This window comes from Bradyrhizobium sp. HKCCYLRH1030 (assembly GCF_051168395.1).
In the GTDB taxonomy this organism is placed as follows: Bacteria; Pseudomonadota; Alphaproteobacteria; order Rhizobiales; family Xanthobacteraceae; genus Bradyrhizobium.
In genome coordinates, this window is the sequence record NZ_JBNPUY010000009.1 from 14,526 (window position 1) to 26,562 (window position 12,037).

The following is a 12,037-nucleotide window of genomic DNA, read 5'->3' on the forward strand; positions in this document are numbered from 1 at the left end:
CGATGGGCCGGTGGCCCGTCCAACCCTTTAAGATGCTTTTGCGGCGATTTGAGGCAAGAGGCCGGAGGCCCTTTTTCGCGCGTCATGGTCAATGGCGATGGCGTCATCCGCCGAGGTCAACGGTGCCAGATTACCCGAACGCGTCCAGTCCTCGAGGGTCGCCTCGACCAGCCGGGCGATCGCACCGAACCGGATGTGACCAGCGATGAAGGCCGCGACGGCGACCTCGTTGGCCGCGTTGAACACCGTCGTCGCGCCGCGCCCGGTGCGCAGCGAATCGTACGCCAGCCGCAGACCGGGGAACCGCTCGAAGTCCGGGGCCTCGAAGGTCAGCGTGCCGATCTTGGCGAGATCGAGCCGGGCCGACGGCCCCTTGATGCGCTCCGGCCAGCCCAGGCAGTGGGCGATCGGAATCCTCATGTCCGGCGCGCCGAGCTGCGCCACCACCGAACGGTCGGAGAACTCGACCATGCCGTGGACGATCGACTGCGGATGCACCAGGACGTCGATCTCGTCGGGCGACAGCGCGAACAGGTAGGACGCCTCGATCACCTCGAGGCCCTTGTTCATCATCGAGGCCGAATCGATCGTGATCTTCTGGCCCATGCTCCAGTTCGGATGTTTCAGCGCCTGGGCCAAGGTCGCCTGCTCGATATCGGCCGGCGCCCAGGTGCGGAACGGGCCACCGGAGGCGGTGATGATCACCCGCACCAGTTCCTCGCGATTGCCCGAGGACAGCGCCTGGAACAGCGCGTTGTGCTCCGAATCGGCCGGCAGGATGCAGGCGCCAGCCCGCGCGGCCCGCTCCATGAAGAAATCGCCGGCACAGACCAGGCATTCCTTGTTGGCGAGCGCCACGGTCGCGCCGCGGTCCACCGCGGCGAGCGCCGGCTTGAGGCCGGCGGCGCCGGAGACGGCGGCCATGACCCAGTCGGCGGGACGGGCTGCCGCCTCGATGATGGCGCTCTCCCCTGCCCCGCATTCGATCCCGGTGCCCGCCAGCGCGTCGCGCAGCTCGTCGAGGCCGGCCGGATCGGCCACCGCCACGAAGCGCGGGTTGAACTCCCGGGCCAGCTTCACCAGGCCCTGGACGTTGCTGTTGCCGGTCAACGCCTCGACGCGGTAGCGCTCCGGCGCGCCGCGCACGAGGTCCATGGTCGAATCGCCGATCGAGCCGGTGGCGCCGAGCACGGTGACGCTGCGCACCTCCGCGAGACCGGCCTTGTTGTTCCGCAATGGCACTGCGCTCATGTTCTCACCAAACAATCTCGACCGGCCAGCCGCGCTGCCGGTCACCAAACCAGAAGACCGCGGCCGACGCCATCGAGGCCGCCGCGCAGCAAACCGAGCAACGCGGCGACGACGATCGCCGCGACATAGCCGTCCAGGCGATCCAACAGGCCGCCATGGCCGGGAATGATGTGACTGGAGTCCTTGACCCCGAACTGCCGCTTCACCGCAGATTCGAGCAGGTCGCCGAGCTGCGAGACCACCGACAGCGCCGCGGCGAGCATGAGCATCGCCATCAGGCCGCCGGCGCCGGCCATCGACCAGGCGGCCGCGGCGACGAGGCTGGCGGCGAAGCCGCCGACGGCGCCGGCCCAGGTCTTGTTCGGGCTGATCCGCGGCGCGAGCTTCGGCCCGCCGATGCTGCGGCCCGCAACGTAGCCGCCGATGTCGCTGGCCCATACGACCAGAAACACCAGCACCAGCGCATGCCATCCCTCGGCCGCATCGAAGCGCACCAGCACCGAGCCGAGCTCGGCGGCCGACGCGTAGGCGAAGCCGGCGGCCACCCAGGCGCGACGTCCCGCAGCGAGCGCCGTGACCGCGACCAGGCCGAGCCCAAGCACGACGACGGCGAAGTCGATCAGGCCATAGGCGCAGCAAAGGCCGGCAACGCCGATGGCCAGTGCGCCGGCCGTGCCGACGCTGGCCGTGCGAACCTCGCCCACCACCATCAGCCATTCGAGATACAGGCCGACCGCGACCACCGTGACCAGTGCGGTCCAGAATACGCCGCCGGCATAGGCGGCGCCGAGCGCCAGCGGCACCAGCACCAGCGCCGCGGCAACCCGCATCACCAGATTGCTGGTTGCAGCCTTTTTCGGCGGCGCGGGATCATTGCGCTGCGCGGCGTTGGCGGCGTCTCTCACGGCAGCGGTATCCGGTTTGGTCACGAGGCGGTTTTCGCCACGAGACCGCCGAAGCGGCGTTCACGCCGGCCGAACTCGGCGATCGCGCCCTCCAGCGCGGCCTTGTCGAAGTCGGGCCAATGGATCGGCACGAACACCAGCTCGCTATAGGCCGCCTGCCACATCAGGAAGTTGGACAGCCGCTGCTCGCCGCTGGTGCGGATGATGAGATCGGGATCTGGAATATCGGGCGCATCGAGATGAGCGCCGATCGCATCGGCATCGATCGAAGCCGGATCGCGCCGGCCCTCGGCGACCTCGCTGGCCAGACGCTGCGCCGCGCGCGCGATCTCCTGGCGCGAGCCGTAGTTGAAGGCGACCACGAGCGTCAGCTTCGTGTTGCCCCGGGTCAGTTCCTCGGCCTCGCTGAGGAGCGCGCAGATGTCGGGCTCGAGCCCGTCGCGCTCGCCGATCACCCTGACACGCACGCCGTCGCGATGCAGGGTCGCGAGATCGTTGCGGATGAAGCGGCGGAGCAGCCCAAACAGGTCGCCGATCTCGCTGGCCGGACGCGACCAGTTCTCGGACGAGAACGAGAAGATGGTGAGATAGCGAATGCCGAGCTCATGCGAGGCGCGCACCACGCGGCGCAACGCCTCGACGCCACGGCGATGCCCTTCCGCGCGCGGCAGCCCGCGGGCCGCAGCCCAGCGGCCGTTGCCATCCATGATGATGGCAACATGGGCCGGTCCGTCGGACCGGTCCGGCGCCTCCGTCATCGGGGCCGCGGCATTGGACATCAAGCGCATCCTTCAGACGGTGAGGATTTCCTTTTCCTTCGCCGCCAGCAGCTGGTCGATCTCCGAGATCACGCTGTCGGTCGCCTTCTGCACATCGGCAGCGAGGCGCTCCTGATCGTCCTCGGACATCTCGTGATTCTTCTCGAGCTTCTTGAGGGTATCGAGACCGTCGCGGCGGACATGGCGGACGGCGACACGGGCAGCTTCCGCATATTTATGCGCGACCTTGACCAGCTCCTTGCGCCGCTCCTGGTTGAGCTCGGGAATGCGCAGCCGGATCACCTGGCCTTCGGTCGCCGGCGACAGGCCGAGGTTGGAATCGACGATCGCCTTCTCGACGGCCTTGACCATGGAGCGGTCCCAGACCTGCACCGAGAGCAGGCGCGGCTCGGGCACGGAGACGGTCGCGAGCTGGTTGAGCGGCATGTGCGAGCCATAGGCCTCGACCTGGACCGGCTCCACCATCGATGCCGAGGCGCGGCCGGTGCGCAGGCCGCCGAGCTCGTGCTTCAGCGCCTGGGTCGCGCCCTGCATGCGGCGCTTCAGTTCGTTGAGGTCGAAATTGCCCGTGCTCATCACGCTTTCCTTTCTGCAATCCGGGGCGTTGCGGCCGGCTCTGCCAGGCCTTGAAATGCCTGCGGCCGGACTCGGGCGACTCCCGGATGAATTCCTGTCTCGCTTACGCTTCTACCGCAGGCTCGGGATCGGTCCAACACCGGCGGCCGACGGTGCCGCGGCTCACCCCGCGACGATGGTGCCGCGCCCTTCGCCCTGCAGCATCGCGCCGATCGAGCCCGGTTCGGCAATGGAGAACACAATGATAGGCAGCGACGTTTCCCGGGCAAGGGCGAATGCGGTCGCGTCCATGACCTTGTAGCCGCCCTCGATGGCCTGTGAATGGGTCAGCCGGTCGAAGCGCTTGGCGGCCGGATCCTTCTTGGGATCGGCGCTATAGACCCCGTCGACATTGGTGGCCTTGAGCACGGCCTGGGCACCGATCTCGGCCGCCCGCAAGACCGCTGTGGTATCGGTCGTGAAATAGGGATTGCCGGTGCCGCCCCCGAGCACGACGATGCGTCCTTCGGCCAGCGACTTGTGCGCCGCAGCGCGGGTGAACAGCTCGCACACCTCCGGCATGACGAAAGCCGAGAGCGCCTGCGCCGGGGTGCCCTTGCGCTGGATGGCGGCTTCCAGCGCCAGGCAGTTCATGACGGTGGCGAGCATGCCCATGGTGTCGCCGGTCGGACGCGACACGCCCTGCGACGACACCTCGACGCCGCGCACCATGTTGCCGCCGCCGACCACGACTGCGATCTCGACGCCGAGCTTCTGGGCCGCGATGAGGTCATCGGCGATGCGGTCGACGGTCGGCTGGTCGATGCCGAAGGAATGAGGGCCCGCGAGATATTCGCCGGACAGCTTGACCACGACGCGACGATAGACCGGCTCAGCCATGTGCCAATGCTCTCCTATCCCGCGCGTTGAGATCCGGCGCGAACGCCGCGCCGGATCGTGACTGTGCTCAGTCGTTACTTCTTGCCGCTGGCGGCGGCGACTTCGGCAGCGAAGTCGGTCTCTTCCTTCTCGATACCCTCACCGAGGGCATAGCGGACGAAACCGGCAACCTTGATCGGACCGCCGACCTTGCCTTCGGCTTCCTTCAGCGCCTGCGCGACCGACTTGCCGCTGTCATGGATGAAGGCCTGCTCGAGCAGGGTGACTTCCTTGTAGTAGGTCTTCAGACCGGACTCGACGATCTTCTCGATCACGTTTTCCGGCTTGCCCTGCTGACGATACTTGTCGGCGAGCACGTCCTTCTCGCGCTTGACGAGCTCCGGATCGAGACCCGCCGCATCGATCGCCTGCGGATTGGCCGCGGCGACGTGCATCGCGAGCTGACGGCCGAGCACGGCGAGCTCGTCGGTCTTGCCGGGCGACTCCAGCGCCACGATCACGCCGAGCTTGCCGGCACCCTCGATGACGGCGCCATGGACGTAGCTCGACACGACGCCCTGGCTCACTTCGAGCGAAGCCGCACGCCGCAGCGTCTGGTTCTCACCGATGGTGGCGATCGAATCGGCAATCGCGGCCTCGACCGTGATGCTGCCCACCTTGGCGGCCTTGATCTTCTCCACGTCGGCCCCGACGTCGAGCGCGACCTGGGCAATCATCTTGACCAGACCCTGGAAGTGCTCGTTGCGGGCGACGAAGTCGGTCTCGGAATTGACCTCGACGACCACGCCCTTCTTGCCGGAGGTCAGCGCGCCGATCAGGCCCTCGGCCGCAACGCGACCGGCCTTCTTGGCGGCCTTCGACAGGCCCTTCTTGCGCAGCCAATCCTGCGCGGCCTGCATGTCGCCGCCGTTCTCGGTGAGCGCGGCCTTGCAGTCCATCATGCCCGCGCCGGTCGACTCGCGCAGGTCCTTCACCATCGCTGCGGTGATATTAGCCATCGTTGAACGTCCTTTTGCCTGTCCAAAGCGCGACGCAGCGGATGGCTCGTCGCCGCCCGCTGCCAGGAAAAACCTATCTCAGTCGCGATGGCCGGCGTGAGACGCCGGCCAGAATGGTGTTGTGTCGTCTTACGCGTCGGCGAGCGACTTGGCCTGCGCGACCCAGGCATCGGCCCGGCTCGGGAGACCGACTTCTTCGCCGATCTGGTGCGCGGTGTCGTGGTTGAGCTCGGCGAGCTGCCAGTAGTGGAAGATGCCGAGGTCGTTGAGCTTCTTCTCGATCGCACCGGACACGCCGGTGAGCTTCTTGAGATCATCGGCGGTTCCGCGCGGACCAGGCAGACCCTGGAACGTCGAAGTGGACGCAGCCGGAAGATCTTCCTCGAGCGGAGCCGCCGAGGCGCCGACGTCGATCCCGAGCTCGCCCTGCGCGCGCGAGATGCCGTCGATGGCGGCTCGCGCGATCAGGTCGCAGTACAGCGAAATGGCGCGGCCGGCGTCGTCATTGCCGGGCACGACGTAGGTGATGCCCTTCGGATCGCAATTGGTGTCGACGATCGCGGCCACCGGGATCTTGAGGCGCTGGGCCTCCTGGATCGCGATGTCTTCCTTGTTGGTGTCGATCACGAAGATCATGTCGGGCAGACCGCCCATGTCCTTGATGCCGCCGAGCGAGCGGTCGAGCTTGTCGCGCTCGCGCTGCAGGGTCAGCCGCTCCTTCTTGGTGTAGGAGTTGGCTTCGCCCGAGGACAGCACCTCGTCGAGATGACGCAGGCGCTTGATCGAGGCCGAGATCGTCTTCCAGTTGGTCAGCGTGCCGCCGAGCCAGCGCGAATTGACGAAATACTGCGCGCAGCGCTTGGCTGCATCGGCCACGTTGTCCTGCGCCTGGCGCTTGGTGCCGACGAACAGGATGCGGCCGCCCTTGGCGACGGTGTCGCTGACGGCCTGCAGCGCCGTGTGCAGCAGCGGCACGGTCTGGGCGAGATCGATGATGTGGATGTTGTTGCGGGCTCCGAAAATGAAATCGGCCATTTTCGGATTCCAGCGGTGAGACTGGTGACCAAAGTGCACGCCAGCTTCGAGCAGCTGACGCATCGTGAATTCAGGCAGCGCCATTGGATATTCTCCGGTTGATTCCTCCGGAAACGCGTGAGCAAAAACGGGCCGTCAAGGCCCGGCTTGCCACCGGACGCCCTCTAGGAGAGCCAAGTTTCCGTGTGAGATGGCGCGCTATATAGCCGGATTTTGGCGCAACGCAAGGAAAATGGGCTTATTCGGCCTGCAGAAGCTCAACCATCGCCGTCCGGGCCTGCCCCTCCTGCAGCGGAACGAAGTCGACCGGACCCTTGTTGTCGGCGCCCGACGAGGCCGCGGCCATGACGCCCATGCCGAGCAGGCCGAACGCCATGCCGCCGCCCTGCATAGCCCTGGACCGATCACTGGGCCTGATCGAGAAGAAATAGGTCCGCCCCGGCTCGGTGTTGAAATCGAGCACCGAGTCGCCTGGGAACAGGGTCTGGGTGGCGACGAGGTGGTGCGGACCGGCCGGACGGTCGACGTAGACATAGGTTCCGGGGATCAGGCGGCTCAGCGCGACGCCATCGACCTTGGCGTCGCACGTGGTCCGGTCCAGCCAGGCATCCTTCAAGCTCATGATGATGATGCGGGACTGCCCGGCACGCGGTGCCCCGATCTTCTGTGACACCACAGCGTATTCGGTGCCTTCCTTCCCTGTCAGGCATCCTGATACCAGAAATGCCGCTCCCAATCCCAACAGCGCTCGCCTGTTCATTGCCCCCTCCCCGTAGAAACCCGGGCTTCGAGGCTATGACGGGAACCAGGGAACTTTCAACCTCCGGGAGCAAAGACAGTGGAACTGTGATCAGCGCTCCACACCGGCCGGGGCCAGCGCGGCGCGGTCGGCATCGAGCTTCGCCCTCAGCCGCGCGGCGTCTCCGAAGAAGGTCTGATCGTCCTGCACCGGGACCAGGCGCAGGGACGGCGGCATCAGCACGTGGCTGACGTTGGGACGGCCGGAATTCGCCAACGCCTCCGACCGCTGCACGGTCTGGATCGCGATCGCGACCACCAGCAAAAGGCCGACCACCAGGCTCTTGGCGAGCATATGGGTGCGTCCGACCTCACGCAGATGCAGCAAGCAGGTCGCGGCGAGAACAATCCACGAGACGACGTAGCCGTAGATGAAGACAGCGCTCCAGGTCAGGGCGAACGAGGCAATCTGGGCGAACTCGCTGTAGACCCAGAACGCAATCAGACCGGCCTGCGCGATCAGGAGGTGGCGCAGAAAATGCGAGCGGCCGGAAAACAGCCGCGCCAGCAGCGCCCAGACGCCAACCCATGCGACGACCACCCCGATCATCGTGACGGTCGGCACAAGATAATCGGACAGATGCGCCTCGGAGGTCTGCGCAAACCAGGTCATCACCGCGTTGATCGCGAGCAGGACGACACCGAGGGCGATCGCGGCGATGATCGGCAGCGCGCCGCGTTCGGAGCCCGCGAGGCGCTCCGGCTCGACGGCATGGCCGGCGTCGCGGATCCGAAGCAGCGTCTGGCCGATCCGGATCGGCTTGGCGCCGTCGAGGACGAGCTGCGGCTTCCGGCTCTTGCCGCGATCGAGAAAGAGGCCATTGGCGCTGCCGAGATCCTCGGCGACCAGGCGCCCCTCGCCGTCGCGGAAAATTCGCACATGGCGCGCGGCGACATAGGGATCGTCGAGGATGACGTGATTGTCGTAGCCGCGGCCGATGCTGATCTCGGCGGCATCGACGCGGAAGCGGCCGGCGACGTCGCGATGCTTGGAGAGGATCTCGATCCAGATCATCGTGCGACCTGCAGGCGTTCGAGGAAGCTCTTGCCGAGGCGCAAGGCGTCGTCATAGGCGATCGCCTGCAGGTTCAGCCGCGACACCAGCGCCTCGTCGGCATGGTCCTGCGTCACCGCGACCAGCACGACGTCATAGAGGCCGTCGAACTCGCGATAGCCCTGCGCGCACCACAGCACGCGTAGCGGCGGATGAGCGGCCGCCGGCGTCACGCCGACGAAATCGGCATGGCAATGCTGCGGCGTGTACCATTTGCGGAACGAGCCGCCCTGGGTGAGTCGCGGCTGCGCCAGCTGCGTCAGCACGGTCGCGAACTGGAATTGATTGAGGTCGATCGATTTCGCGTAGGAGTGGCTGACCTCGACCACGCCGGTGTTGAGGTCGGACGCGACATAGACGCTGGCCTCGGCCTTGCAACTGGTCGAATTGATGCTGGCGCGCGGCTTCGGCGACGCGCTGGCATTGGTGCTCGCCCAGCATTCGAACCAGCCCGCGCGCGTCTCCGGCGCCTGATAGGAGCCGAACACCCGATCGCGGAAGCCCTCCTCGCCCAGCGACTTGTAGAGCGCTCCACGCCAGCTCGTAAGCTGCGCGATCACGTCCTTGTGCAGATCGGCCGCCGCCGGCCTGGCATCCTGGCCGCGCGCCAGGAGCGCGGCCGCGAAGCGGGCGGGCACTAGGAAGCTGATGAGCTGGCCGCCGCGGCGCGTGGCGACGTTGATGCCGACCACCTGGCCTTGCGCATTCACCGCGGGCCCGCCGCTCATGCCGGGATTGAGCGCGCCGGTGAAATGGATGTGATCGTTGTAGCTGTGCTCGACGAGACCGTTATACGTTCCCTCGATGATGGTGAAGCCGAGGTCGAGCGGGTTGCCGAGCGAATAGAGCCGCTCGCCTTTCGGCAGGCTGCCGTCGAGCGCGGCCTTGTCGAACGAAAAGAACGGCGCGTTCTGCTTGTCGACGCGAACGAGCGCGAGATCGTTGGGCAGGTCGACAGCGAGCAACGTGACGCCGCCCTGCGTGCCATCGGCTCCCGTATATTCGAGCCGGTATGTCTTCGGCTCGAGTGCTGCATCCGACACAACGTGATAGTTCGTGACCGCGAGCCCGTCGGCGGAGACCAGAAAGCCGGATCCGGTCGAGGTCTGGCGGCCGGCATCGGCCACGAGCGTGCGGATCTGGAGCAGGCGCGGCGGCGCCGAGGCATAGACGGCTTCGGCGCCCGGCAGCGCTTGAGCATCGCTTGGCGATGGCAGGCCGGCGATACCGACGCCGCAAAGCGCGGCCATGATTGAGCTTCGCAAAGACAGCGTGCGCAAGGTCCCGACAAACGCTGATATCACTGATGCCCCCGCAACACGTCGTCGGCCGCCGACGTCCTGCGCCCACGATCGATCAGTCCGGCGGTCCGGCCATATCGAAAACAGGCCGATGTTGCAACCGCGCCGACCTCAGGCCAACGCGCCGCGGCTCAGCAATGCGGGACGTTCGGCGGACATCTCTTGCCCGGCGGCGGGGCCGCCGGACGTGGCGGCGGCGGCGCGGGCCGCGCCATCGGCGGCGGCGCCGGCCGGGCCACGGCGGCCATCGGCGGCGGACTGGGACGCGCCATCTGCGGTGGAGGCGCAGGACGCGCCATCGGTGGCGGAGCGGACGGACGCATGACTTGCGGCGGCGGTGGCGCCGGCCGAGGTGGCGGAGCCGCCCGAACCATCGGTGCAACCGGCGGTCGTGGCGGCGCCGGTGGCGGGCTCAGACGCGCCGTCGCCGGTGGTGGCGGCGGGCGGCGCTGGATCTGCGGTGGCGTCGCCTGCTGAATGCGCGGGCTCACCTCAGGCCCGCGCGGAACGGCTGACGGCATGACCGGACGGGACGGCGTCACCGATGGCCTTGCGGGCTGCGGCACGACTGCGCCCGGCGGCGTGCGGTTCGCGCGCAGATCCTGGCGCGCGGGCGGTGGCAGCGCGGCAGAGGGCGATGCCGGTGCCGGCTGGCGCAGACTAGGAGCCTGAACCGATGGTGGCACCGGCGGACCACCGCGACCGGGCACCGGCAGCGGATTGACATTGGCATGCCCCTGCCCGGGTCCCGTCATGGCCGGCGAGGGTCCGCCCGGCGGAGCGTTGGCCTGAATGGCCGGTGCTGCACCGGGCCGGACCGTGGGATTGGTGAGCGGTCCTCCCGGCGGCGGGACCTTGCCCTGCTGGATCAGCGTGGCGCGCTGCGCGACGGCCGGCGGCAAGGCCGGTGCCACCGCCACGGCCGGCGTCGTCACGGCCGCGGGGCCGGCAGTGATCGGCGCGGCCGGCGGCGCCGGACGATTGATCACGGTGTTGATGACGGTCGGGTTGTGGATGTTCTGGTAGATGATGTTGTTCGGCGGCGGGGCAACGAAAGCCGGCGGCCGGACATAGACCGGGATCGGCACGAACACCGGCCGCGGCAGGATGAACAGGCCGACCGGAGCGAACGGCGGCGGCAGCTCCACGAACTCCGGCAGAGGCGGCGGCAGGATGTAGACCGGCGGCGGGGGCGGCGGCACGAAATCGAATTCGGGATCCGAGAACAGCAGCACCGGACGTTCGACATAGATCACCTCGTCGAGCGGCGGCGGCGGCACGTCATATTCGATCATCGCGAAGGTCGGCGGCGGCGCCGGCTGTGCCGACAACATCGCCAGCCGCCGCCGGGCGTCCTCGGCATGCGCGCCATAGGGATAGCGCTTCAGGTAGGACCAATAGGCCTCCGGGCTGTCGGTGCGAAACGTCCGTCGCCAGGTCAGCGCCTCGCGGCGAGCGGCGACGAGGGCGCGCACGCGCCGCGCCAGCGGGTCGCTCGGATAGGCGGCGATGAAATCCTCATAGCCCTGCAGCGTGTCGCGCTCCAGCGCCGCGGCATAGGCCTCCTGCACCGGCAGCTCGCGGATCGGGCGCGAGCGCAGCGCCGCGGTCTGCTCCGGCGAATCCGGCGTGGCCGGCGCGTCCGGCGCCCGCTCGAAGAAGGTGAAGGCGGCCTGGATCTTCTGCGCATCCCACGGCACCTGCGCGCCCTTGGTCTCCTCGTTGACGCGCAGCCGCAGCCGGTCGAACACCTCCGGCAGCGACAGGCCGCCGGTGCGGATCATCTCCGCGAGCGAGCGCGCGTAGACGCCGTAGGCGCCGGTCTCGTTCGGCGCGATCGTGCCCGGCGCCGCATTGAAGGCGATCAGCATGTTGGCATCGGGCTCGACCAGCGCCAGGCCGCCGGCGATCGCCGGACCGCTGGCGATGAAGGGCTGCTGGCGGGCGGCATCGAGCACCACGACGCTGGCCTTCACCGGCGTCGCCGCAAGCTGGCGGATGTAGTCGCTGAGGCGCAGGCCTTCGGTCGGAATGTCGACGTCGCTGCCGATGTTGGCGTCGACGGGAAGAAAATAGTTCTCGCCGGCGAGCTGCATGCCGTAGCCGGCCAGATAGACCATTGCGACGGTGTTGGTGTCGGCTGACTGGGCCTTGTGAATGAAATCGCGAAAGCTCTTGCGCAGCGTGTCGGCATCGAGATCGCGCGCGCCGACCACATCGAAGCCCGCGGCCTGCAGCGTCTGCGCGATCAGGCCGGCGTCGTTGGCCGCCGTCGCCAGCGGGCCCTTGGCATAGGCCCCGTTGCCGATCACCAGAGCGATACGCTTTTCGGCGCCGGGCTGCTGCGCTGCGGCAAGCCGCGGCAAGGCCGCCAAGGCGAGCAGGCAGAGCGAGACACTCAGGACGATCTTCGCGGTGATCTTGGTCAAGCGCATGGTTCAAGCCCCTTCGAGGCACCCGC

The 12,037-nt window shown here is 67.8% G+C and carries 11 protein-coding genes; all 11 read right to left on the minus strand.

The genetic code is table 11. The features are described 5' to 3' along the window. Window positions 1-27: 27 nt before the first annotated feature. The 11 genes from dxr to ACQR1E_RS24540 all read right to left on the minus strand — a co-directional run bounded on the left by dxr (window position 28) and on the right by ACQR1E_RS24540 (window position 12,011). A complete protein-coding gene (gene dxr / locus ACQR1E_RS24490; protein WP_315711602.1) occupies window positions 28-1,251 on the minus strand; it encodes a 1-deoxy-D-xylulose-5-phosphate reductoisomerase in 1,224 nt (407 codons plus the stop codon). Window positions 1,252-1,292: 41 nt separating this feature from the next. Then, window positions 1,293-2,180 (minus strand): phosphatidate cytidylyltransferase, encoded by an 888-nt coding sequence (locus ACQR1E_RS24495; protein WP_315827148.1) that lies wholly within the window; start codon window positions 2,178-2,180, stop codon window positions 1,293-1,295. Continuing rightward, complete coding sequence (locus ACQR1E_RS24500) at window positions 2,177-2,935, minus strand: isoprenyl transferase (RefSeq protein WP_315750907.1); 759 nt, start codon at window positions 2,933-2,935, stop codon at window positions 2,177-2,179. Before ACQR1E_RS24500 ends, ACQR1E_RS24495 begins: the two co-directional genes overlap by 4 nt. Window positions 2,936-2,947: 12 nt before the next feature. Next, complete coding sequence (frr, locus tag ACQR1E_RS24505; RefSeq protein ID WP_315711599.1) at window positions 2,948-3,511, minus strand: ribosome recycling factor; 564 nt, start codon at window positions 3,509-3,511, stop codon at window positions 2,948-2,950. A 162-nt stretch (window positions 3,512-3,673) separates the two neighbouring features. Continuing rightward, on the minus strand, window positions 3,674-4,390 hold the full coding sequence (gene pyrH, locus ACQR1E_RS24510; RefSeq protein WP_315711598.1) for a UMP kinase: 717 nt from the start codon (window positions 4,388-4,390) through the stop codon (window positions 3,674-3,676). A gap of 74 nt (window positions 4,391-4,464) precedes the next feature. After that, window positions 4,465-5,388, minus strand: a complete 924-nt coding sequence (gene tsf, locus ACQR1E_RS24515; protein ID WP_315711597.1) for a translation elongation factor Ts — start codon at window positions 5,386-5,388, stop codon at window positions 4,465-4,467. A 129-nt stretch (window positions 5,389-5,517) separates the two neighbouring features. Beyond that, the gene (locus tag ACQR1E_RS24520) at window positions 5,518-6,507 is read right to left on the minus strand and encodes a 30S ribosomal protein S2 (RefSeq protein ID WP_315711596.1); all 990 of its coding nucleotides are present in this window, start codon (window positions 6,505-6,507) and stop codon (window positions 5,518-5,520) included. Window positions 6,508-6,661: 154 nt separating this feature from the next. Continuing rightward, window positions 6,662-7,183 (minus strand): hypothetical protein, encoded by a 522-nt coding sequence (locus ACQR1E_RS24525; RefSeq protein ID WP_315711595.1) that lies wholly within the window; start codon window positions 7,181-7,183, stop codon window positions 6,662-6,664. Between the two features lie 90 nt (window positions 7,184-7,273). Next, window positions 7,274-8,236: an FHA domain-containing protein gene (locus ACQR1E_RS24530; protein WP_316165244.1), complete on the minus strand. Its 963-nt coding sequence runs from the start codon at window positions 8,234-8,236 to the stop codon at window positions 7,274-7,276. Further along, window positions 8,233-9,525, minus strand: coding sequence for a S1C family serine protease (locus tag ACQR1E_RS24535; protein WP_315827151.1), 1,293 nt, complete (start codon window positions 9,523-9,525; stop codon window positions 8,233-8,235). Before ACQR1E_RS24535 ends, ACQR1E_RS24530 begins: the two co-directional genes overlap by 4 nt. Before the next feature lie 182 nt (window positions 9,526-9,707). Continuing rightward, the gene (locus ACQR1E_RS24540) at window positions 9,708-12,011 is read right to left on the minus strand and encodes a caspase family protein (RefSeq protein WP_315711590.1); all 2,304 of its coding nucleotides are present in this window, start codon (window positions 12,009-12,011) and stop codon (window positions 9,708-9,710) included. Window positions 12,012-12,037: the final 26 nt, after the last annotated feature.